This window comes from Nocardia sp. CA-084685, assembly GCF_050955785.1.
GTDB lineage: Bacteria > Actinomycetota > Actinomycetes > Mycobacteriales > Mycobacteriaceae > Nocardia.
On record NZ_CP192094.1, the window covers coordinates 7709645 to 7732500 of the forward strand.

A 22856-nucleotide genomic window follows, 5' to 3' on the forward strand; every position below is an offset into this window, starting at 1 on the left:
ACACAGGCGCCGCAACCGCGCCCCCACCCCAGCGGCGCACACACATCGACCACTCGAACACCACACCCGCCGCGAACAAGTCACTCCCAACACCCACTCCGCCGTGGCGACGTCGCGAAGCAAGCTCTCGGCATGAGTACCTGGTCTAGTAGACCGGCAGTGACTTGTCGACCTGGTTCGCCCAGGCGACGATGCCGCCTTGCACGTGCGAGGCGTCGGCGAAACCGGCGTTCTTCAGGACCGCGAGCACCTCCGCCGAGCGGATACCGGTCTTGCAGTGCAAGACGATCGGGCGGTTCTGCGGCAGATCCGACAGCGCCTCACCGGAGAGGAAACGATCCTTCGGGATCAGCTTGGCGCCCTCGATGTGCACGATGTCCCATTCGACCGGCTCGCGCACGTCGATGAGCTCGATTTCCTTGCCCGCGTCGAGCAATTCCTTGAGCTCGCGCGCGGTGATGGTCGAGCCCGCGGACGCCGCCTGGCCCTCCTCGGACACCACACCGCAGAACGCCTCGTAGTCGATCAGTTCGGTGATCGGCTGACGCTCCGGATCGCGGCGCAGCTTGATGGTCCGGTAGTTCATATCCAATGCGTCGTAGACCATCAGACGGCCCAGCAGCGGCTCACCGATGCCGGTGATCAGTTTGATCGCCTCGGTCACCATGATCGAACCGATGGAGGCGCACAGCACGCCGAGGACACCGCCCTCGGCGCAGGAGGGCACCATGCCCGGCGGCGGGGCCTCGGGGTAGAGGTCGCGGTAGTTGATGCCGCGGCCATCCGGTGCGTCCTCCCAGAAGACCGAGACCTGGCCCTCGAAGCGGTAAATGGAGCCCCAGACGTACGGCTTGCCCGCCAGCACCGCGGCATCGTTGACCAGATAGCGGGTGGCGAAGTTATCGGTGCCGTCGACGATCAGATCGTATTCGGCGAACAACTCGACGGCGTTCTCCGGCTCCAGGCGGATCTTGTGCAGCCGCACGTCGATACCGGAGTTGATCTCGAGAATGGAATCGCGCGCACTATCGGCCTTCGGGCGGCCGATATCGGATTCACCGTGGATGATCTGGCGCTGCAGATTGGAGGCGTCGACCTCGTCGAATTCGACGATGCCGAGCGTGCCGACACCGGCGGCGGCCAGATAGAGCAGCGCGGGCGAGCCGAGCCCGCCGGCGCCGATCACCAGCACCTTGGCATTCTTCAGCCGTTTCTGCCCGTCAACCCCCAGGTCCGGGATGATCAGGTGGCGGCTGTAGCGGGCGATCTCGTCCTTGGTCAGCTCCGCGGCCGGTTCGACCAGCGGCGGCAGGGACTTCGGTGATGACACGTCCAGGGCTCCTCGAATCAATTGGCCGATCGCAGTGCGGCGACTCAGCGCCTAAGTAAGTGAACACCGACAATCGAACCGTTCTTCCCGACCATCGTCTCGCATCAACGACCGAGCACCGCAACCGACCCGCATAACTCGACCACAACACAGCGACTCCTACGAGCGAGGAGTTCCCGGCCCTTCTCGCGTCCGAGCCGTCGATGCACATGCGCCCGCAAGGCGCGGGAGACTCACCCTTCCCGCATGCGCGCACAAGTGCCGAACACCGAGCCACCACCAACCCCAACGGAGCTGTCTTACGAGCGAGGAGTTCGCGGCCCGTCTCGCGGCGGAGCTGTCGTAGCGCATGCGCCGCAGGCGCGGCACTTGACCTTCGGGGACGCGTGCATCAGGTGCCGAACGCCCCCGCCACCCCCAACCACCACGGAGCGAGATGCTCCTATAGATGTCAAGTGTTTGTGTTCGGGGGTGGTGTGGTGGTTTTCGGGGTTTTGAGGACGTGGTAGATCTCGCGTGTTACGAGTCGTTTGAGGCAGCGCATGATGTCTTTTTTGGACAGGCCTTGTTGGGTGCGGCGTTCGGTGTAGGCGCGGGTTCGTGGGTCCCAGCGCATGCGGACGACGACGATGCGGTGGATCGCGGAGTTGGCTTGCCGGTCGCCTCCTCGGTTGAGGCGGTGGCGATCGATGCGTCCGGAAGAGGCGGGCAGTGGTGCGGTCCCGACCAGCATCGCGAACGCGCTTTCGGAGCGTATCCGGTCGGGGTTGTCTCCTGCGGTGACCAGCAGTTGGCCGGCGATGTCGGGGCCGACACCGAGTAGTTGCAGTAGTGGTGAGTTGATTTGGGCGACAATGGGTTTGATTGTGGCGTCGAGTTGGGTGATTTCCTCGCTCAGCGCGCTGTGACGGCGTGCGAGGTGTCGGAGTGTGATCTTGACAGCGTGGGCGGGGTCACCGGCCTTGCGTATGTCCGGACGTGCGGTGAGGCAGGTTTTGATCAATTCGCTGTCGGTCAGCGGCGCCAGTCGCGTGCGCAGCTGCGCGGGCGCGGTGATGATCAACGACTTGATCTGTCGTTGGGTATCCGACCGCTGCGCGACGGCGCTGCGGCGTGCGACGCGCAGGTTACGCAGTGCCTCCACCAGGCCGTCGCGTTGTTTGGGTGTGCCGGTGCGCTCACCGGCCAACGCGGCGCGGGCCGCGGCCAGGGCATCGATCGGATCGGATTTGCCCTGCATGCGGCGGGTTTTGCGGTCGGGCCGGTCGATCTCGACGATCGCCACCTTCTTGATCGCCAGGTAACGAGCCACACCGGCGCCGTAGGCGCCGGTGCCCTCGATACCGACCAGCACCAGCGTGCCCAGTGTCTGTAACCACGACAGCAACTGTGCGTATCCGGCGGGGGTGGCGGGGAACTGGCCCGAACCCAGCGTCCGGCCGGCAGCATCGATCGCAGCCGCGGTATGAGTGTCTTTGTGGGTGTCGATGCCGGCGGTGACTTCGATCACCGCGTGTGTCATGGTGGGAATGTGCCTGCCCTTTTCTCTCGACCGGGGTTGAGGACGGCACACACCAGCCGGGCGGGCGGACAAGACAGTAATGGGTGACTGGTGCGAACAGGCTCCTATGAAGTCACGAACACCACGTCCGGTGAGTACCTGAGTGCCCGTGGTGGTCGACCGACAGATCTCGCTGAAGGCCCGAAGCCAGTCTTACGGTGAGTCAGGACGGCCACCACGGGAACTCAGCAATCATTACTGTCTTACGAGCGAGGAGTTCGCGGCCCGTCTCGCATCCGAGCCGTCGAAGCGTATGCGCCCACAGGCGCGGCACTTGACCTTCGGGGACGCGTGCATCAGGTGCCGAACGCCCCCGCCACCCCCAACCACCACGGAGCGAGTCTTACGAGCGACCGTTCGCGGCCCGTCTCGCGTCCGAGCCGTCGAAGCGCATGCGACGAAGTCGCGAGTCTCGACGGCTCGGACGCGAGACACCAGGGGGCCGCGAACCCGCCGCGCCCGCGCGGCCAAAAACTCAGCCGCGCGGATAGGGCCAGGGGTTGAAACGACAGCGCTTACCGTCCATCGGGACTACACCGTCCGGATCGAGCACCGCGATGTCGTTGTTCTTGGTGCCGAAGGTCTGCTGCATCATCACCGGTGCGAGCCCGCCGTCGGTCTCGCAGGGCTGATGTTGGTGATAGCCGATGGCATGGCCGACCTCATGGTTGACCAGATACTGCCGATAGGAACCGATATCGCCCTCGAAGGCCGGCGCACCGCGCACCCAGCGCACCTCCGAAAGCACCACCCGGCGCAGATCGGCATTGAAGCAGGAGGAGTCGATCGGAATATCGAAACCGCATGCCTTGCGCGAGGATTCGCGGGAGGCGAGCGAAATACGGAAGTCCGGCTGCCCCTGATCGATGCGCCGGAAGGCGAACTTGGTGTCGTGCGCCCAACTCTTGGGATTGCCGAGGGTGCTGTCGACCATCTTGGCCACTGATTCGTCCCCGCCGAATCCGGAAGTGTCTACGCCGTCCTCGATTTCGACGGTGTATTTGAACTGTAACTCCGCTCCGGTACCCACCTGCCCGGTGGTCCCGGGCACCACATGCCATGTGCCTGTGCCGTTTTCGGTGAACGGTCCGCCGTCCGGCAGCGCGCCGGTCGGCAGATTCGTCGGGAAGTGGCCGTCGCCGGGCGGTGCGCCGATAATGCCCGCGGATGCCGCACGTGGGCTCAATCGTCCGAATCCCGGTGCCCCGCCTGCCAGATTCGCCGGATCGCTGACCCCGTGCACCGCGTCCACGATCACCAGCACGGTCACTACGAAAAGTACCGGAAGTGCGTAAGCACGCCATCCGTAGGTGCGGATGAAACGACCGAGTGCGCTCTGCTTCTTGGTATCGCGCTCGGGTCTCGATGCGCGGGAACGACTCTCGTCGGGAGCCGTGGGATCCCAGCGGGCCCGCAGCGGTTGATAGGAACGATCGACGGGTGATTCGTACAAGCCGAGGGGGTCATAGATCTCGACGCCGTTCGCGGTGCTCGGTGGCGAACCGGATCTCCATTCGATCTCACCCTCGGCGCTGTCTCGGGCAGCGGCACCGTTTCCGGTGACTGCCCCCGTACGCACCTCGGGGCCTGGCCTTTCCACAGAGCCCGAGACTACGGAACCGGACGCGGCGGAGCCAGCCCGGCGGTGCGCGCTGCGCCCGCCGCCGGGGGATCTTTCCGGTCGGTCGGTCACGTCAACCAGAGTCTCACAGGGCGCAATACCCGCGACCCTGTTGCGCCTGCACGCGCGATCGGCTGCGATATATCTCACCGAATGGACGGCATGTACGGCCCCGATCGGCAGACGCGATACAACCGGGTATCGTTCATGGGATACCCGGTGTACACCCCAATTTGCCGGGGCATCGACTGGGAGAGCCGAAAAATGACTGACCTCGTGGACCGGATGACGTCCCGCAGAATGTCGTCCGATGCCATCGCGCCGACCAAGCGCGGCACCCGGCTTCCGCGCGACGAGCGTCGTCAACAGCTACTCGCGGCCGCCAGTGAGGTGTTCGTTCAGCGCGGCTACCACGCCGCGGGCATGGACGAGATCTCGCAGTGTGCCGGAGTGAGCAAGCCGGTGCTCTATCAGCACTTCGCCAGCAAGCTCGAGCTCTACTTGGCGGTGCTGCAGAACTACGTCGACATGCTGGTGTCGAGTGTGCGTCAGGCGCTGCGCTCGACCACCGACAACCGGCAGCGTGTACGTGCCGCGGTGCAGGCCTACTTCGATTTCGTCGACAACGAAATGCAGGGCTTCCGACTGGTTTTCGAATCCGATCTGATCAGCGAGCCGCAGGTGCAGCGCCGGGTCGAGCAGGCCACCGAGGCCTGTGTGGACGCGGTCTTCGATTTGGTCGCCCACGATTCCGGTTTGGACCCCTACCGGGCCAGGATCCTCGCGGTCGGACTGGTCGGCACCAGCCAGTTCACCGCACGGTACTGGCTGGAGGCGGATCGGCCGATTCCGAAGGAAGAGGCGGTCGACACCACCGTCTCGCTGGCGTGGGGCGGTCTGTCGCACGTGCCGCTGCATCCGATCAACTGATCGAGTATTCGGACAGCAGAGCCCCCACACTCGAGCTCGAGTGCGGGGGCTCTCGTCTGTCGGTTCGCGGTCGAGCTCAGACCGCCGCGAAGCCCACGCGACCGCCGGTGGCGGCGCCGATCTCGACATAGGCGACCTTCGAGGCCTGGATCAGGAACTTGCGGCCCTTCTCGTCGGTGAGCGCGACGACACCGTTCTCACCGCTCAGCGCACCGGACACCAGCGCCTCGACCTCGTCCGGGGTCTGCCCGCTATTGATCACGAGCTCGCGTGGGCTATCCGAAATACCGATCTTGACCTCCACGGCCAACCTCCGAACCTAGAGTCCTGTGTGCTGTCGATTCAAGGCTAATGCTCCCCCGCCTCGCCGGGTATTCAGCGCCCCACTAAGAGCCACTAAACCCACGTCGGCGACCGGCGGCCGGATAGCTCGCCAGTACTGGGCGACCCCACGATTTACCCATGTACCTGGGAAATCATTAGCGCTTCCGTGTTCCGACAGCGCCGTCGACCGACCACGCGGCTGGCGTTCGCCTGTCGCGAACGTCGTCCCGTTCGCGGATATGCCTACTTGGGCTCGATGAGCTGGATTTCCAGCTCGACCTTGACGGCATCGCTGAGCATGCCGGGCAGCGGGCCGCCGACGCCGAAATCGGTGCGCTTGATCGTGCCGGTCGCGGAGAACCCGGCATGCCGGTCGCCGGTTCCGGCGAACTCCTGGACACCGCCCCACTCGACATCGAGGGTGACCGGTTTGGTGATCCCGCCGAGCGTGGCCTCACCCTCGACCTCGAACGATTCCGAGATCAGCACCGGCTCGACGGCGCGGAAGCTCAGGGTGGGACGGTTGGCGACATCGAGGAAGTCGGCGGTGCGGACATGGTTGTCGCGATCGGGATTGCCGGTGTCGAACGAATCGAGGTAGATGGTGGCGCCGAGAGTGGCGAAGCCCTTGTCGTCGACCACGAACTCGGTCTCGAACTTGTTGAAGCGGCCGCGGACCTTGGAGATGCCGAGGTGGCGGATGGTGAATTCGACCTGGGAGTGCATCGTGTCCAGGGTCCAGGCCCCCGGGGTGAGCGCGGTGGTGGTGGATTCAGCGGAAGATGTCATGCCATAGACCATGACCGGACCGTGGTCCGCTAGCCAGACCGCCGTTATCCTGGACCCGTCAGGGCGCGGATAACCATCCCAGGACGGGGCACGATGAAACGTATGGCACCCAATCCCTTCGCGGAATACCTCATCGCGCGACGCGCCCAATTGCGGCCGGCCGATGTGGGACTTCCCGAGGGCGGTCGCCGCCGTACCCCAGGATTGCGCCGCGAAGAGGTCGCGGTGCGCGCCGGGGTGAGCGCCGACTATCTGGCCCGGCTGGAACAGGGCCGCGATACGAATCCGTCGGGGGCGGTCATCGATGCGCTCGCGCAGGCGCTGCTGATCGAGGGTAAGGACCGCCACCACTTCGGCTGGCTCGCCATCACCTCGAGTAATGAATCCCGTTGCCCGACCACTGAATCCGTGGCCGAACATCCGACGCCCGCGATCGAAACCATCCTGCGCGCCCTGCATCCCACGCCGGCCTTCGTCATCGGGCGGCGACTGAACGTGCTCGGCTGGAATCCGGCGTGGGAGAACATCGCGAAACCCCTTGGGCTGCTCGACAATCCGGAGGTCGTGAATCTGGCCTGGTTCACCTTCGCGCATTCGCGTGCCAAGCAGGTGCTGCGGAACTGGGACGAGGTGGCCGATATTTTCTCGGCCGCGCTGCGGCGCGCGACGATCCGCTGGCCGGGCGAGGACCGCCTACTCGCGCTGATCGATGCGCTGCTCGCCTACCCGGAGTTCGAAAGCCGTTGGCAGCCACAGCACATCGATGACCTGGCCTCGGGCACGATGCGGTTCGACCACCCGGAGTACGGCCATATCGACATCCCCTTCGAGGCACTGAACGCCGATAAGGATCAGTGCGTCGTCGTCTGGCTCACCGACCAGGCGCAGGCGCAATCGCGCGGCCTGCGACTGGTCCGCGCGGTCAACGAGTAATCAGATTCCCAAGACAGCCATGCGCTCGGCATGGCTGGCCTGCATGCGCTCGAACAGCGCGGCGATGCCGTTGAGGTCACCGGTTGCGGCGAGCACCAGTTCGGTGAGTTCGTCGCGCTGGGCCATGACGTACTGCGCCTGGGTGATCGCCTCACCGAGCAATCGTCGACCCCACAGCGTCAGCCGGTCGCGCTCGGAGCGGCTCGTCGCGACCGCCCGGCGCACCTCCTCCACCACGAATTCGGAGTGGTTGGTCTCGGCGAGCACATCCCGGACCACGGCGGCGACCTCGGGAGACAGGGCGCCGGCGATCTCGGTGTAGAAGTCGGCGGCGATACCGTCGCCGACATAGAACTTCACCATCGACTCGAGCCAGGTCGAGGGATCGGTGGAGGCGTGGTAGGCGTCCAGGGCGCGCACGAACGGCGCCATCGCGTCGAAGATATCCACACCGCGTTCGGCCAGCGCGGACTCCAGCGTTTCGAAGTGGCGCATCTCGGCGGCGGCCATCTTCGCGACGGCCACTTTGCCGCGCAGTGTCGGCGACAGCTTGGCCTCCTCGGCCAGCCGGTAGAACGCGGAGATCTCACCGTAGGCGAGCACCGCGAACAGGTCGATCACGCCCGTTTCGTCGGCGGAAATGGACGAGCCGGACAACGAAACCCCTACCGCTGCAGGTGACTGTGCTCCCATGTCGACACAGCGTAGTCCGGGTCTGTTACGTGGCAGCGTCATCCCGGTACATGTCGCGGTCATCTCGGCGAACATCGGGCGCGTTGTTCAGGACAGTTCGGAGAGGAACTTGTCGAGATAGGCCCAGGTGGTGTCGCGCGCGGTTTCGGCGGCGAGGATGCCGAGGTGACTACCCGGTGCGGATTCGTAGCGAACGGACTGAGCGCCGGTGAGGATGCGCTGCCCGGCGGCCACTGCGGCCGCGGGGGTGATGACATCGGCGGGTCCGCCGACCAGCAGCACGGGCACGGTCACGTCAGCCAATTCGATGCGGCGCTTGCCGAGTTGCACGACACCGCGACCGAGGTCGTTGTTCAGGATCAGGCGGCCCCACAGCTGGCCGTAGAAGCGGCCGGGATAGCCGGGCATCTCGGACATGAAGCGGTCGATGGACTCCATCTTGGCCAGGGTTTCGGTGCGCGCGATATTGCTAGCGACGAACCAGGGCCTGGTGAGTTCGCGGTCCCATGCGGTGACCTTGTAGGCGATTCGGGTCAGCGTGGCCGGAATGCCGCCCGCCGCGCGCACGGCCGTCGAGGTGGCGATGCCGCCGGTGAGTTTGGCCACCGCGCGCAGCTGCGGAATGCCGGTCATCTTGTCGTAATCCAGTGGCGAGCCGACCGCGGTGATCGATCGGATCGGCAGTTCGGGGTGCGCGGCCGCGGTCAATAGTGCGAGCGTGCCCCCGATGGACCAGCCGACCAGGTCGACCGGACCGCCGTCGCGATCAGCGGACGTCCGCAGAATCGCCTCGGGCAGGATGTCATCGATCCAGGTCTCGAAGCCCATACGCCGGTCGGCGAAGGTGATTTCGCCGTAGTCGACGACGTAGGGCGCCCGGCCCGTTTCCAGCAGGAATCGGGCCAGGCTCTGATCCGGTCGCAGATCGAAGCAAGTGGCGGGCGCGGCCAGCGGCGGCACCAGCAGCACTGCCGATTCCATTGCGGCAGTGGCGGATCCGGTAGTCTCGAAGCGGCGCAGCTGCCGATGCGGGTCGTCCCACAGCACTGTCGACGGGGTAGGATCCGGCGCCTCGACGCCCTGACCGAAGGTCAGCGCCCAGGCATTGCGCGCGGCGATGGTGACGGTGTCGGTGAAGCTCACCTCGAGAATGTCTCATATTCCGTTACCGACGGTAACAGGCAACCCCGATCTATGAGCAATCGAGCACCGCTCAGCCCCGAGTCATGCCGATCGGATTGAGCGGCGGCACCACGCTCTCCTGAACGCGCTTGGCCAATGGCTCGAGCACGTAGGTCAGCTCCGCGATGGCGTCCTGCGACAGCGCCGCCAGTGCACCGTTCCAGGCCGCCTCGTCGGTATGGGCCTCGACGCGTTCGAGCAATTCGGCACCGGAACCGGTCAGCTCCGGACTGATCGGCTCCCCCGAGATCAAACCCCGAGCACGCAACTCATCGGCGATATCGGACCACTCCCGCTCCGACCAGCCGCGGGCGGGCCGCATCACCGATTCGGGCGCTTTACCGGCCGCCACCTGCAGCACCAGCGCCTGCGATCCGGACAGGCCATTGGCCACCAGGGCCGCCACATGGCCATCGCCGCGATGTTCGCGCAGCGCGGTGGTGAGCTGCCACAACGCGGCCACCGGATCCTCGGACAGCGGCAATTCCGCATTCGCCGCGAACAGCGGGCGACCGGTCGGATCAGCCGTGCGGGCCACCGGTGCGAGCAATTCGACGGCACGAGCGCAATCGGCGTCACCGGCTCCGGCCCCGCGCAACAATCCGACCGAGAACGCGCGCCGGGACTGCAGGCAGGCCTGCGGCGTCGTCCGGGTCCAGGCATCCGGGACCGCCTTGGCCACCGTGTCCGGGTGGAATCCGGCGAAGGTCGCCAGTACGGTGCCCGCACCCACCGCTCCGAGCGGCGCGGCGCGGAACGCGAAGTAGGTCTGCCAGAAACCGCGCAGTCCGAGCGCGACTCCGGCCTGCTTGACACCCGCACCGAAATACACGACATCATGGATGGGTTCGAGAGTGTGCCAGATTCGACGCGCCAGATGAATTGCCATGTGCCGCAGCGTACGTCGACGGTCGACACATGGAAACGGCGCATTTCGTACGGAAATACCGTGGCCGCCCGTTTCGAGCGATTTGCGAGCAGTTGCTACGCCAAATTCGAACCATGCACATTATCACGCTACAATCTCTGCGGACAACGGAAATTTTCGTCCGTCGAGTCGCCGGATCGTACGGTCGCCCGAGTGTCGCCGACGAGGTTTTCGAAGTCCGGGAATATGTGCGCGCACCAGATCCGCATCACCCTTGCGCCGCGCCGATATCTGCTGAGGTCAGCCGCCGAAACGACGAGCTGCCGCAGGCATCAGGGCAGTGGCCGAGGTGAGTATCACAGGCGGATATGTGGTTGTCGCGGGCCGGCCGGTCCGCCCCACACCTCGTGCGCGCGTGACGCGCTAACGAGGAAAGGCACGAACCTGAGCAAGATCACTGTCGAACAGGAACCCGGTCTGGCGGATACGCTACTGACCGCCGAACTGGACGAAACACACACCGCTCCGACATTCGCCGAATTGGGGGTTCGCGATGAAATCGTGCGCGCGCTCGGCGAGATCGGAATCGAACGCACTTTCGCAATTCAGGAACTGACCCTGCCGCTGGCACTCGCCGGTGAAGATCTGATCGGTCAGGCCCGCACGGGTATGGGTAAGACCTTTGGATTCGGTGTACCGCTGCTGCACCGGATCGCTACCGCCGACACCGGGACGACCCCGCTGGACGGCACCCCCCGGGCGCTCATCATCGTACCGACGCGCGAACTGTGCATCCAGGTCACCAAGGATCTGGAGAACGCGAGCAAGTACCTGAAGAACCACCAGGGCCAGCTGCGCGTGCTCTCGATCTACGGCGGCCGTCCATACGAGTCCCAGATCGCGGCGCTGCGCTCCGGAGTCGACGTGGTCGTCGGTACACCCGGCCGACTCATGGATTTGGCCGATCAGGGCCATCTGATCCTCGGCAAGATCGGCGTGCTCGTCCTGGACGAGGCCGACGAAATGCTGGACCTGGGCTTCCTACCGGATATCGAACGCATTCTCGGCATGGTTCCGACGCAACGTCAGACCATGCTCTTCTCGGCCACCATGCCGGGCCCGATCATCACCCTGGCCCGCACCTTCCTGACCAGGCCGACGCATATCCGTGCCGAGGAACCGCACGATTCGGCCGTGCACGATCGCACCGCGCAGTTCGTCTACCGGGCGCACGCGCTGGACAAGAGCGAACTCGTCGCCAAGGTGCTACAGGCCGAGAGCCGCGGCGCGACCATGATCTTCACCCGGACCAAGCGCACGGCGCAGAAGGTCGCCGACGATCTGGCCGACCGCGGCTTCGCCGTCGGCGCCGTGCACGGTGACCTCGGGCAGATCGCTCGGGAGAAGGCGCTCAACAAGTTCCGCAAGGGTGCCATCAATGTGTTGGTCGCGACCGATGTCGCGGCGCGCGGTATCGATATCGACGATGTCACCCACGTCATCAACTATCAGTGCCCGGAGGACGAGAAGACCTACGTGCACCGGATCGGGCGCACTGGCCGGGCCGGACGCACCGGTGTCGCGGTGACGCTGATCGACTGGGACGAACTGAAGCGCTGGGCCTCCATCGACACCGCCCTGGGTCTCGGCATCCCGGATCCGGTCGAAACGTATTCGCGCTCGCCGCATCTGTTCTCCGACCTCGGCATTCCGGAGGGCGTCAGCGGCACGATCCGCAAGCCGAAGCCGGTCCATGACGAGGACGCCGAGGTTGTCGAGCGCCCTGCCCGCACACCGCGCCAACGCAATCGGCGCCGCACCCGCGCGGGTCAGCCGCTCGACGGTGAAGCCAACGTCATCGAGACCGACGATGCCGAAACCGATGACGCCGCAGCCCCGCTCGACGATGCGACCGACGACGAGACGGCGGATAAGCCCGCCCGTCGCCGCCGCCGTCGGCGCAAGTCCGGCGGTGCCACCGAAAATGGCACGGAGAACGGCGCCGAGCCGAATGGCGACGCGAACGTGACCGCCGAGCCGGACTCGGACAGCGATGCCGATGACGCCGAAACCACCGAACAGCCCGCGCGCCGTCGGCGCCGTCGACGCAAGCCCGCTGGCGAAGGGGCCACGGAAACCGCTCCCGAAACGGTGACCGCCTCGGCATAGTCATTACACAGGCGCGTCTGGCATGGACCAGGCGCGCCTGCGGCATCTCAACCGCCGCAACTGCGGACGCGTCTGGCGACACACACTCGCAGGCAAGCACCAACAGGTCCGTCAACAACCAGACGCATCTGACATGGTCAGGCACGCCTGTGGCGTCTCAGCGGTCCCAGCGCAGATGCCGGTGCGTCGCCGATGCCCTGTCGCAGGCAAGTGTCGACGCGGAAATACCGGCAGGTAAGCGCCATTCAACGTGTCGGCGGCCGTCATCCACTGGCGGATGTTCACCGTGAGACCGATCGCATCGGCCGGGCGATACGTTGTAGTCTCGCAAACGTGCTCGCACCCGAGCGGCGAACGCGCGCCGACATCATCTCCGCAGTCGCGATCGCGTTGGTCGTGGTGATCGCGGCCGCGGTGGTGTGGGCGCGCAGTGATGCCAGGGGCACCGAGTCGGTGACGGCGGAACATCCGGTTTCCACTCCGGCGGCGGCCGATCAGGTTCCGACGAGTCTGCACGAGCTGTGGCACGCGCCCGACCCGGCCGCGGACCGAGCGCTGGTGGCCGCCGGCACAGTCGTGACGGGCGCGGACGGCACGGTCACGGGGCACGATCCGCGCACGGGTACGCAAGTGTGGCACTATCGGCGCGACCTACCACTGTGCGGCGTGGAGTCGCAGTTCGGCACCGTGATCGCGGTGTACAAGGACCAGCGCGGTTGCAGCCAAGCCACACTGCTCGCCGGTGAGGACGGTTCGCGCCGGACCGCGCGCAGCAGCTATATGGATCCAGCTGTGCAGCTATCGGTCGACGGCACCTACGTGCTGGCCCAGGGGCCGCGACGGCTGGAGATGTGGCGCTCGGATCTGGTGCGCACCCTCGAATACGGCTACGTCGACGCACCGGTGAACGTGAAAACTCAACCGCGCAAGGGCTGCAAGCTGATCTCGTCGAGTTCGAGTTCTACCCGGCTCGCCGTGCTCGAACGCTGCCCCGAAGATCCCACCAATCGGCTGACCGTGCTCAATCCCGCGCCGAAGGACAATACGGTGCCCGAGGAGTACGGCTCGCATGTGCTCAACGGATCCGGTTCGGACTCACCAGACGGGCGCGTAATCGCGGTGTCCGACAATCGAATCGTGCTGTACCTACCCGGTACCCCCGCCACCGCGACCGCCGAAGCGACATCACCACGGCTGGAGGTATTCGACGGCACCGGGAACGCGCTTGTGGTGCACCAACTTTCCGCACCGCTGAGCGATAAGACGACAACCACCCGGATCAGTTCGCTGTTCCTGGTATTCACCGGCAACAGCCTGATCGCCTTGAACGCGGGCACTTTCGATCCGATCTGGGCCGCACCCGGGGCCCTCGGCAGTCCTGTCTTCATGGCGGGCCGACTGCTCGTGCCGGTCGACGGCGCCATCGCAGTCCTCGACCCCACCTCGGGTACCGAGGTCTCGCGCATTCCAGTGGCCCGCCCCGGCTACGACGGCTCCCCCATCTCGCTCGCCGTCCTCGGCACCACCGTGTTGGAAAAGCGCGGCGCCGAGATGTTCGCGCTGGGCTCGTGATTACTGATTTAGTAAGAACATGGGTAACTCATCGCCGAACGCCCAAAAGCCCGTCGGCACCTACCGCCGGCCCGGGCATGGACGATCGAGGCACCGACGACCGGCAAGAGATTCGGGGAGGCGGGCTAGCACGCATGTCAGCACGTGACGATGCCCGACTGGTCCTGCTCCGACACGGCGAAACCACCTGGTCCAGCCAGCGGCGCCATACCGGCCGCACCGATCTGCCACTCACCGAGCGCGGTGCGGAGCAGGCCCGTGCCGCGGGCGGAGTGCTCGATGAGCTGAAGCTGCGTGACCCGCTTGTGCTCACCAGTCCGCGCCAACGCGCTGTCCGCACCGCAGCGCTCGCCGCGCTCGTCGATACCGTCGTCGATGACGATCTGGCCGAATGGGATTATGGCGATTACGAGGGCAAAACCTCCGTCGAGATCCGCGAGCACGATCCCGGCTGGACCATCTGGACCGGAGTCGTCCCGGGTGGCGAGACGGCCGCGCAGGTCAGCGCACGCGCCGATCGGGTGCTGGCATCGGTGGAACCTACACTGCCGGACCGGGATATCGTGCTTGTCGGCCACGGTCATTTCTCCCGGGCGCTGATCGCCCGCTGGGCCGAACTCGATATCCGGGAGGGGCGGCGCTTCGCGATGTCGACCGCCGCGATCACCGTGCTCGGTTACGAACACGACGACCGAACCATCCTGGCGCACAACCTAGTTCCCGCAAATCATGGAGCCGCACAATGACTCGCCCCGGCCAGATCCGTCGCGCCACCCCTGCCGATGTACCCGCCATGGTGGGCCTGGTCGAAGATCTCGCCGAGTACGAGAAGTCCCGTGCGCAGTGCACACTCACGGCCGAGCAGCTGGGCGCCGCGCTGTTCGGGCCGTCACCCGCGGTTTTCGCCCATGTCGTCGAGGACGAGACCGGTGTGGTCGGCTGTGCGATCTGGTTCCTGAACTACTCCACCTGGACCGGCGTACACGGCATCTACCTGGAGGACCTGTACGTCAAACCGGAAACCCGCGGCAAGGGTTACGGCAAGGCGCTGCTGGCCGCCTTGGCCGAGGAGGCCGTCGCCAATGGCTACAGCCGCGTGGACTGGGCCGTGCTGACCTGGAATGCGCCCGCCATCGAGTTCTACAAATCCATCGGCGCCACCCCGCAGGACGAGTGGGTCGGCTACCGGCTCACCGGCGCGGCCATCGATAAGCTTGCCGCCGAAGCCTGGTGAGGGAGTGAGGGTTACCGCACCAACGGATTGGCCGACCACCGCGGACGAGGCCATGGCGATCCAGGATGCCTTGCGGCCTCTGGTGATTGCGGCCGATCCGCACCCGCCGCAATTCCATGCCATTGCCGGGCTCGACTCCGCCTACGACGACGAAACTGGGACAACTGCCGCGGCCGCCGTCGTATTGGATAGTGCCACATTGGATCCCGTCGATTCCGCCGTAGCACACGGTGCCGTCGGATTTCCCTATGTGCCGGGCCTGCTGTCCTTCCGTGAACTGCCGATAACCCTCGCCGCACTCGAAAAGCTCCGTACCACACCGGATCTGCTGGTCTGCGATGGACACGGACTCGCACATCCGCGCCGCTTCGGCTTGGCCTGCCACGTCGGAATCCTCACGGGGACACCGACAATCGGCGTGGCCAAGGCGCCGTGGGGCGACTATCGCGAACCCGGTCCGGAACGCGGAACCGGCAGCGATATCACCATGGACGGCGAAGTCGTCGGGCGCGCGCTGCGGACCCGGCGCGGCGTCAAACCGGTCTTCGTCTCGGTCGGCCATCTCATCGACCTGGACACCGCATGCACCCAGGTGCTCGCGCTCACCCCGCGCTATCGTCAGCCGGAGACCACCCGGCAGGCCGATCACCTGTGCCGTGCGGCGCTGCGGGCCGCCACCACCTGAACTCGACTACTTCGATTCCGGTTCGATCCCGTAGACCTCGGCCATCCAGCGATTGGAGGCAGGGGCGAACAGCAGCACCAGCGCGCCAACCACGACAATGCCGAGCAGCGCGCCGAGCAGCGGCTGATGCGAATCGGTCAGCAGCGACCACGTCACTGGAAGCAGCAGCACCTGTGCGATCACGGCAATGGCCCGCCCCCATCGGTGCCCGAGAAAAAGTCCGATTCCGGCCGCGAGCACCGCGCCGCCGAGAATGCCGAACCACGCCGCCGTGCCGTATCCGCTCGCGGCGCTCTGATCGTGTCCGAGCAGGCCGCGCACGATCAGCACGATCGCCACGACAACGGCCACCGCACCCTCCAGCGCGACCAACCCGCCCGCGCCGCGCACCGTCGCGGGCACGCCCGCCGAAACCTCGTCTTTGCCGCTGTCCGCCACGTGGCCAAGCCTAGAACGCACTCGGCGGCTTTTCGGACCGGGCCGTGCGCCGATTAGGCTGCCGAAGGTGCGGACGTTGCTGATCGTGAATCCGAATGCCACCTCGACTACGCCGGCGACGCGGGACCTGCTGGCGCACGCGTTGGAGAGCCGGACTCAGCTGACCGTCGCGCATACCCAGCACCGCGGCCACGCGGCGGAATTGGCGCAGTGGGCAGCGACCAACGAGATGGATCTGATCGTGGTGCACGGCGGCGATGGGACGGTCAACGAGACCATCAACGGTTATCTGCCGCTACCCCAGGTCGACGACGGACAGGCCTGGCTGCCGCGCCTCGGCGTGATTCCGGGAGGTTCGGCGAATGTGTTCGCACGCGCACTCGGTATCTCCCCGGATCCGGTCACCGCGACCAACCAGCTCATCGATCTGCTCACCCTCGATCACGATCGCAAGATCGGCCTCGGCCTCGCCGACGATCGCTGGTTCGGCTTCAGCGCGGGCGTCGGTCTGGACGCCGATGTCTGCGAGGCGATCGACAACAGTCGCGCCAACGGCCATGCCGCCACTCCCGGTCGCTACCTTCGCACCACCGTCCAACAGTTCTTCAAGTCCAAGCGCAAGGAGCCGAGCGTCCGGATCGAGATCCCGGGCTTCGAGCCGATCAGTGAGGTCCATTACGCCTTCGTAACGAACACCAGCCCGTGGACCTACCTGAACGCCACCCCGGTGCACACCAACCCGGGAACGGCCTTCGAGACCGGACTCGGTGTGTTTGCCGTGCGGTCTATGTCCGTGGTCTCCACCCTGCTGCTGGCCAGACAGCTTCTTTCGGCCAATGGAAATCCCAAGTCCCGCAACCTTTTTCGTGAAGACAATGTGCCGTCCGTACATATCGAGGCCAGCGAGCCCATCGGCCTGCAAATCGATGGCGACTTCATCGGAAAACGCAACATGGTGGATTTCACAGCCGTGCCGGACGTGCTGGAGGTCATCGCTCCGCGCCTGAAATGAGCACGAAACGCGCGAAAAAACTCGGTGTTGTGCTGCAAAAACCGGGTAGAGCGAGTACAAAGGACCGGGCAGGTTCCCCTAGGGGTTCCTTGAGAGCGTGAGCTTCCCCACGGTGCACCGGATACCTATTGACATCTACGGTGTTCGTGAAAGCATTCACAAGCAACCGTGCGGAAACATTCGAGTCGCACAAGTGAACGATCCACAAACCATAGGCGCCCTTTTGCGGCGCCCAGCAAAGGAGCAGAGGAATGGACTGGCGCCACAAGGCCATCTGTCGCGATGAGGACCCCGAGCTGTTCTTCCCGGTGGGTAACAGTGGTCCGGCGCTCGCGCAGATTGCCGATGCCAAGCTGGTCTGCGCTCGCTGCCCCGTTACCGCTGACTGCCTGTCCTGGGCCCTGAAGTCCGGGCAGGATGCCGGCGTGTGGGGTGGTATGAGCGAGGACGAGCGTCGGGCGCTCAAACGCCGCAACGCCCGCACACGTACCCGCACCGTCGTCTAGTAGGACGACCAGCGTTACCGGACCTATCGGCCCGGCCCGGTAACGCAGCCAAGCCCGGCACTCAGGTGCCGGGCTCTTTTGTTTTGCTGTGTTTTTGGCCGCGCGGGCGCGGCGTGTTCGCGGCCCCCTGGTGTCTCGCGTCCGAGCCGTCGAGACTCGCGCCTACGGCGCATGCGCTTCGACGACTCGGACGCGAGACGGGCCGCGAACGGTCGCTCGTAAGACTCGCTCCGTGGTGGTTGGGGGTGGCGGGGGCGTTCGGCACCTGATGCACGGGTATCGGATGGTTGAGTCCCGCGCCTGCAGTACATACACTTCCACGACTCGGACGCGAGACAGGCCGCGAACGGTCGCTGGAAAGACGCGCTCCATTCTGGTTGCTGACAGCGGGACGTTCGGCACCTGATGCACGGGTATCGGATGGTTGAGTCCCGCGCCTGCAGTACATACACTTCCACGACTCGGACGCGAGACAGGCCGCGAACGGTCGCTGGAAAGACGCGCTCCATTCTGGTTGCTGACAGCGGGACGTTCGGCACCTGATGCACGGGTATCGGATGGTTGAGTCCCGCGCCTGCAGTACATACACTTCCACGACTCGGACGCGAGACAGGCCGCGAACGGTCGCTGGAAAGACGCGCTCCATTCTGGTTGCTGACAGCGGGACGTTCGGCACCTGATGCACGGGTATCGGATGGTTGAGTCCCGCGCCTGCAGTACATACACTTCCACGACTCGGACGCGAGACAGGCCGCGAACGGTCGCTGGAAAGACGCGCTCCATTCTGGTCAGGTGTGCGTGGAAGTTGAGTTTTATTGCTTGCCGGGCGAATTCGACTCAGCGGCCGGAGCGGCGGCCCAATGGGACTCGCAGGACGGCGTCGGTGCCGATATCGGCGCCTGGGTGTAAGCCGATGGAGCCGCCGAGTTCGGCGGTGACCAGGGTGCGCACGATCTGCAGGCCGAGGCGGTCGGAGGATTCCAGGCTGAAACCAGGGGGCAGGCCGCGGCCGTCGTCGCTGATGATCACGTCCAGCCAGCGCGCCGAACGCTCGGAACGGATTGTCACCGTGCCGTTTTCGCCGGAATCGAAGGCGTGCTCGATGGCGTTCTGCACCAGTTCGGTGAGCACCATCACCAGCGGCGTGGCGCGTTCGGCGGAGAACACGCCGAGCGAACCCGCCCGGCGCACTTTGATTCTCGCGGTGTGCACGGTCGCGACATCGGCCATGATCGGCAGCAGCCGGTCCACCACCTCGTCGAGATCGACCTCTTCGTCCACCGACATGGACAGCATTTCGTGCACCGAGGCGATCGAGGTGACCCGGCGCACCGATTCGGTCAGTGCGACCTGCGCCTCCTCGTTCTCGGTGCGGCGCGCCTGCAGGCGCAGCAGCGCGGCCACGGTCTGCAGATTGTTCTTCACCCGGTGGTGAATCTCCCGGATGGTCGCATCCTTGCTGAGCAGCGCACGGTCGCGGCGCTTGACCTCGGTGACATCGCGAACGAGCACCGCGGCACCGGCGAGTTCGCCGTGCGGGCGCAACACCAGCGTGCGCAGCAGCACGGTGGCACCGCGCGCCTCGACCTCCATGCGGCGCCCGGTCCGGCCGGCCAGGGCGGCCTGGATATCGCCGACGACCTCCTGGGCGTCGAACGGATCGGTGATCAGCGACCGGGTGGTGACGGCCAGGTCCTGACCGGCCAGATCCGACTGCAGACCCATCCGGTGATACGCCGACAGCGCGTTCGGGCTGGCGTAGACGACGATGCCCTCGGTATCGAGCCGGATGAAGCCGTCACCCGCACGGGGGCTGGAGTGCGTCGCGGCGCGGTCCTCGGTGGTCGGGAAGGTTCCGTCGGCGATCATCTGGCACAGATCGTCGGCGCAGGCGACATAGGCGATCTCCAGTGTGCTGCGCACCCGCGAGCGCTGCAGATCGGTATCGCGGCTGAGCACCGCGATGACATCGTCGCCGCAGCGCACCGGAATGGCCTCGCGGATCGCGTGCACCGGATGCGGGTGGTAGACGCCCTCGGCCTCGATATCGCTGTCCGCACGCACGATCTTGCCGGTCGTCAGCGCGTCGAAGACCTGCGGATGATCGGTCTGCGAGGCGCTTCCACCGACGCGGTCCTCCGGATGAACGGTCGGCGCGGTCGTCGGGCGGCACTGCGCGACGCAGACGATATCCGCACCGTCGGTGATCGGTCCCGCACCGACCCATAGCAGCAGATCCGCGAAGGACAGATCGGCCAGCAGCTGCCAATCGCCGACCACCCGCTGTAGATGGTCCACGGCGACGCCGGGTAGGTCGGTGTGTTCGGCCAGCAGCTCGCTCAGTGTCGCCATATTCGATCTACCCGCTTCAGAAGTTAAGAGATGACGGCGATCAGATGCCCGGCCTTGATCGCATCGCCGGCTTTGACGCCGATCGAGGTCACCGTGCCACCGCTTTCGGCGAGCACCGGGATCTCCATCTTCATCGACTCGAGGATCACCAGGGTGTCCCCCTCATGCACCTCGTCGCCCTCGGCAACGACAACCTGCTGCACGACCGACACCAGCTCCGAGAGCACTTCCTCCGCCATGACACCTCATCCACTCGTTCGCCCGTATCCGCTGAAGCTACAGCCAACCACACATGAAACAATGACCTTCGATCAGAAGGGAGACTACCTATGGGTAAGCGTGGTCGTAAGAAGCGCAGCCGCAAGGGAAACGCGGCCAACCACGGCAAGCGTCCTAACGCCTGAGCCGTAAATAGACGAAAAACACCGAGGGCCAAGATCTTTCGTAAGGCACTCGGTGTTTTTTCGGTTTCCGGGACTACTCGGTGGTCTCGACCCGCGTGACCGTGACCGATCGGCGGATCTCCAGTGTCAGCCGATCGCGCAACGAATCCGGTGCCCGGTCGCCGCCGCACTTGCGGCTCAGCAGGCTCTTGATCTTCTCCTCGATGCCGTAGGCCTCGATGCACGGCGAACAGTGATCCATATGGTGCTGCAGCCGGGCCCTGGTGGCATCGTCACATTCACCGTCGAGCATGAGCCAGACATCGGCGAGTACAGCCGTGCAGTCCAACTCCATATCGGGGTCACGCTCCGTACTCACTGCTTGACCTCCTGGCGTTCCGCGCCGTTGCGGTTGAATCCACGTTCGCGCGCCACATCGGCGAGCAATCCTTTGAGCTGCTTACGGCCACGATGCAGCCGGGACATCACCGTACCGATGGGGGTGCCCATGATGTCGGCGATTTCCTTATATGGAAAACCTTCCACGTCGGCGTAGTACACCGCCATCCGGAATTCCTCCGGCAGCTCCTGCAGTGCGGCCTTGATGTCGTCGTCCGGCAACGCGTCCAGCGCCTCGACCTCGGCCGAACGCAGGCCGGTCGAGGTGTGCTCGGCGGTGGCGGCGAGCTGCCAGTCGGTGATCTCGTCGGTCGGATACTGCGCGGGCTGACGCTGCTTCTTGCGGTAGGAGTTGATGTAGGTGTTGGTCAGGATGCGGTAGAGCCAGGCACGCAGATTGGTGCCCTCCTTGAAGGATTTGAAGCCCTGAAACGCCTTGACGTAGGTCTCCTGCACCAAATCCTCGGCATCGGCCGGATTCCGGGTCATGCGCAGCGCGGCACCGTAGAGCTGGTCGAGCAACGGGAGCGCATCGCGCTCGAACCGCTGCACCAGCTCGGTATCGTCGACCGCGGCGCCGACCGCACCGTCGGTCACCACGTCATCGTCGCTCGTCACACCAATCCCTTCGATCGCCGTACCTGCCAAATCTACAGGCGTGGCCGGATCGAGTGAGAACTGAGCGTCCGCCGCGGCGCTCTCGACGCGCCCGGAGGCGGTAGTCGAGCGTGACCACGGAGGGCGCCGGGGGTGTCGCAGATCGAGCACCAGCGACGTCACGGGGCGTTCGTCGAGCAGAACCGACACCGACCTCTCCTTCACGTCCTACAGCCGCCATACGGCTTTCGTATCGCATGCAACATGTCCGCGCCCCACTGTGTTCCCACGGCGAACTCCGCGCGCCGAAAACCCCTTGCCCACCGGCATTAGGGTGACCGGCATGGCAGGAGCCTCGACCCCGGCGATCCGTACCCTGGCCAAGGCCGGTGTGGCCCATCGCGTGCACGCGTACAAGCACGACCCACGCGCCGATTCCTATGGCACCGAGGCGGTCGACGCGCTCGCCGCCGAGGTCGGGGTGACGGCGGCGCAGATCTTCAAGACGCTGGTGATCGAATTGTCGACCGGTGCGCTCGCGGTCGCGGTGCTGCCGGTGCCGAATACCTTGTCACTCAAGGCCGCCGCCGCGGCGCTCGGCGCACCCAAGGCGGCCATGGCGGATAAGGCGAAGGCCGAGCGAATCACCGGTTACGTCCTCGGCGGCATCTCACCGCTCGGTCAGCGCAAGCTGCTGCCCACCGTCGTCGATGCCTCGGCATTGGCCTGGGACCGCATGCTTTGCAGTGCGGGACGGCGGGGTCTCGAGATCGAATTGGCCCCTGCGGACTTGATCCGGCTCACCGACGCGGTAACCTCACCAGTCACATCCGTATAACTCCGTACCATGTCAGCAACATTTTGTGCGTTACTGAACGGGCCCAGATCGTCCGACTCGAGGATGTGATGCGAAATGTCCGCGCGCCAGCGATTGTGCAGCACTGTCATCGTCACCCTGTTCGGAGTTCTCCTGCTCACCACCGGCCCGGTCGCGCTGCCAGCGCCTGCGGCCACCGCCGCACCTGGCGGCCCCCTGGTGATCGAGGTCAACGACTTCCCCTTCGATGAGCATGTCGTTGACGACGGGCAGAAGAAGAACAAACCTCCGACGAAGGATGAGAAGGCCGACAAGGCCGAGAAGTTGGGCGGCGGCGTCGCCGGCAAGGTCATCGACCTTGGCGGCGGCGTCGCCCGCAAGGTCATCGACTTGGGCGGCGGTATCGTCAAGTGCGCGCTGAATATCGTGACCGACAGCGTGAAGTGCCAGCTCTGAGCCGA

At 65.5% G+C, this 22856-nt stretch carries 25 protein-coding genes; 12 read left to right on the forward strand and 13 right to left on the reverse strand.

Annotation, left to right across the window (positions count from 1 at the left end):
• Window positions 1-145: 145 nt before the first annotated feature.
• The 3 genes from moeZ to ACQP2U_RS34360 form a co-directional block, all read right to left on the reverse strand.
• Window positions 146-1330, reverse strand: coding sequence for an adenylyltransferase/sulfurtransferase MoeZ (gene moeZ / locus ACQP2U_RS34350; RefSeq protein WP_433711310.1), 1185 nt, complete (start codon window positions 1328-1330; stop codon window positions 146-148).
• Between the two features lie 451 nt (window positions 1331-1781).
• A complete protein-coding gene (locus ACQP2U_RS34355; protein WP_433709920.1) occupies window positions 1782-2852 on the reverse strand; it encodes an IS110 family transposase in 1071 nt (356 codons plus the stop codon).
• Between the two features lie 514 nt (window positions 2853-3366).
• Window positions 3367-4491, reverse strand: coding sequence for a DUF3152 domain-containing protein (locus ACQP2U_RS34360; RefSeq protein ID WP_433711311.1), 1125 nt, complete (start codon window positions 4489-4491; stop codon window positions 3367-3369).
• Between the two features lie 285 nt (window positions 4492-4776).
• On the opposite strand from ACQP2U_RS34360, the gene ACQP2U_RS34365 reads away from it, so the two are divergent.
• On the forward strand, window positions 4777-5442 hold the full coding sequence (locus ACQP2U_RS34365) for a TetR/AcrR family transcriptional regulator (protein WP_397036229.1): 666 nt from the start codon (window positions 4777-4779) through the stop codon (window positions 5440-5442).
• A 76-nt stretch (window positions 5443-5518) separates the two neighbouring features.
• On the opposite strand, the gene ACQP2U_RS34370 is transcribed toward ACQP2U_RS34365, so the two are convergent.
• Together ACQP2U_RS34370 and ACQP2U_RS34375 are read right to left on the reverse strand one after the other, a co-directional pair.
• Window positions 5519-5746, reverse strand: a complete 228-nt coding sequence (locus ACQP2U_RS34370; protein ID WP_364343879.1) for a DUF3107 domain-containing protein — start codon at window positions 5744-5746, stop codon at window positions 5519-5521.
• A gap of 263 nt (window positions 5747-6009) precedes the next feature.
• Window positions 6010-6555, reverse strand: a complete 546-nt coding sequence (locus tag ACQP2U_RS34375) for a YceI family protein (protein ID WP_397036227.1) — start codon at window positions 6553-6555, stop codon at window positions 6010-6012.
• 102 nt (window positions 6556-6657) lie between these two features.
• On the opposite strand from ACQP2U_RS34375, the gene ACQP2U_RS34380 reads away from it, so the two are divergent.
• Window positions 6658-7488, forward strand: a complete 831-nt coding sequence (locus ACQP2U_RS34380; RefSeq protein ID WP_433711312.1) for a helix-turn-helix transcriptional regulator — start codon at window positions 6658-6660, stop codon at window positions 7486-7488.
• Here ACQP2U_RS34380 and ACQP2U_RS34385 read toward each other — a convergent pair whose 3' ends face one another.
• The 3 genes from ACQP2U_RS34385 to ACQP2U_RS34395 form a co-directional block, all read right to left on the reverse strand.
• A complete protein-coding gene (locus tag ACQP2U_RS34385) occupies window positions 7489-8181 on the reverse strand; it encodes a ferritin-like fold-containing protein (protein WP_433711313.1) in 693 nt (230 codons plus the stop codon).
• A gap of 87 nt (window positions 8182-8268) precedes the next feature.
• A complete protein-coding gene (locus ACQP2U_RS34390) occupies window positions 8269-9324 on the reverse strand; it encodes an alpha/beta fold hydrolase (protein WP_433711314.1) in 1056 nt (351 codons plus the stop codon).
• Between the two features lie 70 nt (window positions 9325-9394).
• Window positions 9395-10252 (reverse strand): SCO6745 family protein, encoded by an 858-nt coding sequence (locus ACQP2U_RS34395; RefSeq protein ID WP_433711316.1) that lies wholly within the window; start codon window positions 10250-10252, stop codon window positions 9395-9397.
• Window positions 10253-10708: 456 nt separating this feature from the next.
• Here ACQP2U_RS34395 and ACQP2U_RS34400 point away from each other — a divergent pair, with 456 nt between their 5' ends.
• The 5 genes from ACQP2U_RS34400 (at window position 10709) to ACQP2U_RS34420 (ending at window position 15891) form a co-directional block, all read left to right on the forward strand.
• Window positions 10709-12400, forward strand: coding sequence for a DEAD/DEAH box helicase (locus tag ACQP2U_RS34400; RefSeq protein WP_433716669.1), 1692 nt, complete (start codon window positions 10709-10711; stop codon window positions 12398-12400).
• Window positions 12401-12733: 333 nt separating this feature from the next.
• Window positions 12734-13972 carry an Rv3212 family protein gene (locus ACQP2U_RS34405; protein WP_433711318.1) on the forward strand — a complete coding sequence of 413 codons (1239 nt, stop codon included), beginning with the start codon at window positions 12734-12736 and terminating at the stop codon, window positions 13970-13972.
• Between the two features lie 134 nt (window positions 13973-14106).
• Window positions 14107-14718 carry an acid phosphatase gene (locus tag ACQP2U_RS34410; protein WP_433711319.1) on the forward strand — a complete coding sequence of 204 codons (612 nt, stop codon included), beginning with the start codon at window positions 14107-14109 and terminating at the stop codon, window positions 14716-14718.
• On the forward strand, window positions 14715-15206 hold the full coding sequence (locus ACQP2U_RS34415) for an N-acetyltransferase family protein (RefSeq protein WP_433711320.1): 492 nt from the start codon (window positions 14715-14717) through the stop codon (window positions 15204-15206). The genes ACQP2U_RS34410 and ACQP2U_RS34415 overlap by 4 nt, the downstream gene beginning before the upstream one ends.
• A gap of 4 nt (window positions 15207-15210) precedes the next feature.
• Window positions 15211-15891 carry an endonuclease V gene (locus ACQP2U_RS34420; protein ID WP_433711321.1) on the forward strand — a complete coding sequence of 227 codons (681 nt, stop codon included), beginning with the start codon at window positions 15211-15213 and terminating at the stop codon, window positions 15889-15891.
• 6 nt (window positions 15892-15897) lie between these two features.
• On the opposite strand, the gene ACQP2U_RS34425 is transcribed toward ACQP2U_RS34420, so the two are convergent.
• Window positions 15898-16329, reverse strand: a complete 432-nt coding sequence (locus ACQP2U_RS34425) for a hypothetical protein (RefSeq protein WP_397036208.1) — start codon at window positions 16327-16329, stop codon at window positions 15898-15900.
• A gap of 67 nt (window positions 16330-16396) precedes the next feature.
• Between ACQP2U_RS34425 and ACQP2U_RS34430 the strand changes: the two genes are divergently transcribed.
• On the forward strand, window positions 16397-17341 hold the full coding sequence (locus tag ACQP2U_RS34430; protein WP_433711322.1) for a diacylglycerol/lipid kinase family protein: 945 nt from the start codon (window positions 16397-16399) through the stop codon (window positions 17339-17341).
• Between the two features lie 251 nt (window positions 17342-17592).
• Window positions 17593-17847, forward strand: coding sequence for a WhiB family transcriptional regulator (locus tag ACQP2U_RS34435; protein ID WP_011211115.1), 255 nt, complete (start codon window positions 17593-17595; stop codon window positions 17845-17847).
• A gap of 837 nt (window positions 17848-18684) precedes the next feature.
• Here ACQP2U_RS34435 and ACQP2U_RS34440 read toward each other — a convergent pair.
• Both ACQP2U_RS34440 and ACQP2U_RS34445 read right to left on the reverse strand, forming a co-directional pair.
• Window positions 18685-20199 carry a sensor histidine kinase gene (locus ACQP2U_RS34440; RefSeq protein ID WP_397036204.1) on the reverse strand — a complete coding sequence of 505 codons (1515 nt, stop codon included), beginning with the start codon at window positions 20197-20199 and terminating at the stop codon, window positions 18685-18687.
• 23 nt (window positions 20200-20222) lie between these two features.
• The gene (locus ACQP2U_RS34445) at window positions 20223-20438 is read right to left on the reverse strand and encodes a biotin/lipoyl-binding carrier protein (protein ID WP_433711323.1); all 216 of its coding nucleotides are present in this window, start codon (window positions 20436-20438) and stop codon (window positions 20223-20225) included.
• Between the two features lie 90 nt (window positions 20439-20528).
• Here ACQP2U_RS34445 and ACQP2U_RS34450 point away from each other — a divergent pair, with 90 nt between their 5' ends.
• Window positions 20529-20603, forward strand: a complete 75-nt coding sequence (locus ACQP2U_RS34450) for a 50S ribosomal protein bL37 (RefSeq protein ID WP_022597109.1) — start codon at window positions 20529-20531, stop codon at window positions 20601-20603.
• Between the two features lie 73 nt (window positions 20604-20676).
• On the opposite strand, the gene rsrA is transcribed toward ACQP2U_RS34450, so the two are convergent.
• Window positions 20677-20937: a mycothiol system anti-sigma-R factor gene (gene rsrA, locus ACQP2U_RS34455; protein WP_364493890.1), complete on the reverse strand. Its 261-nt coding sequence runs from the start codon at window positions 20935-20937 to the stop codon at window positions 20677-20679.
• A gap of 20 nt (window positions 20938-20957) precedes the next feature.
• Entirely contained in the window at window positions 20958-21629 is a 672-nt protein-coding gene (locus tag ACQP2U_RS34460) for a sigma-70 family RNA polymerase sigma factor (RefSeq protein ID WP_397036270.1), read from the reverse strand.
• A gap of 292 nt (window positions 21630-21921) precedes the next feature.
• Here ACQP2U_RS34460 and ybaK point away from each other — a divergent pair, with 292 nt between their 5' ends.
• Both ybaK and ACQP2U_RS34470 read left to right on the forward strand, forming a co-directional pair.
• Entirely contained in the window at window positions 21922-22416 is a 495-nt protein-coding gene (gene ybaK / locus ACQP2U_RS34465; protein ID WP_433711324.1) for a Cys-tRNA(Pro) deacylase, read from the forward strand.
• A 75-nt stretch (window positions 22417-22491) separates the two neighbouring features.
• Window positions 22492-22851, forward strand: coding sequence for a hypothetical protein (locus ACQP2U_RS34470; protein WP_433711325.1), 360 nt, complete (start codon window positions 22492-22494; stop codon window positions 22849-22851).
• Window positions 22852-22856 lie beyond the last annotated feature (5 nt).

Bases quoted from the DNA above. Each gene is read 5' to 3' on its own strand.
- ACQP2U_RS34410 (WP_433711319.1), top strand. From the start codon at position 14,107: ATGTCAGCACGTGACGATGCCCGACTGGTCCTGCTCCGACACGGCGAA.
- ACQP2U_RS34470 (WP_433711325.1), top strand. From the start codon at position 22,492: ATGTCCGCGCGCCAGCGATTGTGCAGCACTGTCATCGTCACCCTGTTC.
- ACQP2U_RS34355 (WP_433709920.1), bottom strand. From the start codon at position 2,852: ATGACACACGCGGTGATCGAAGTCACCGCCGGCATCGACACCCACAAA.
- ACQP2U_RS34365 (WP_397036229.1), top strand. From the start codon at position 4,777: ATGACTGACCTCGTGGACCGGATGACGTCCCGCAGAATGTCGTCCGAT.
- rsrA (WP_364493890.1), bottom strand. From the start codon at position 20,937: ATGGAGTTGGACTGCACGGCTGTACTCGCCGATGTCTGGCTCATGCTC.
- ACQP2U_RS34375 (WP_397036227.1), bottom strand. From the start codon at position 6,555: ATGACATCTTCCGCTGAATCCACCACCACCGCGCTCACCCCGGGGGCC.
- ACQP2U_RS34440 (WP_397036204.1), bottom strand. From the start codon at position 20,199: ATGGCGACACTGAGCGAGCTGCTGGCCGAACACACCGACCTACCCGGC.
- ACQP2U_RS34385 (WP_433711313.1), bottom strand. From the start codon at position 8,181: ATGGGAGCACAGTCACCTGCAGCGGTAGGGGTTTCGTTGTCCGGCTCG.
- ACQP2U_RS34445 (WP_433711323.1), bottom strand. From the start codon at position 20,438: ATGGCGGAGGAAGTGCTCTCGGAGCTGGTGTCGGTCGTGCAGCAGGTT.
- ACQP2U_RS34435 (WP_011211115.1), top strand. From the start codon at position 17,593: ATGGACTGGCGCCACAAGGCCATCTGTCGCGATGAGGACCCCGAGCTG.
- ACQP2U_RS34395 (WP_433711316.1), bottom strand. From the start codon at position 10,252: ATGGCAATTCATCTGGCGCGTCGAATCTGGCACACTCTCGAACCCATC.
- ybaK (WP_433711324.1), top strand. From the start codon at position 21,922: ATGGCAGGAGCCTCGACCCCGGCGATCCGTACCCTGGCCAAGGCCGGT.
- ACQP2U_RS34415 (WP_433711320.1), top strand. From the start codon at position 14,715: ATGACTCGCCCCGGCCAGATCCGTCGCGCCACCCCTGCCGATGTACCC.
- ACQP2U_RS34380 (WP_433711312.1), top strand. From the start codon at position 6,658: ATGGCACCCAATCCCTTCGCGGAATACCTCATCGCGCGACGCGCCCAA.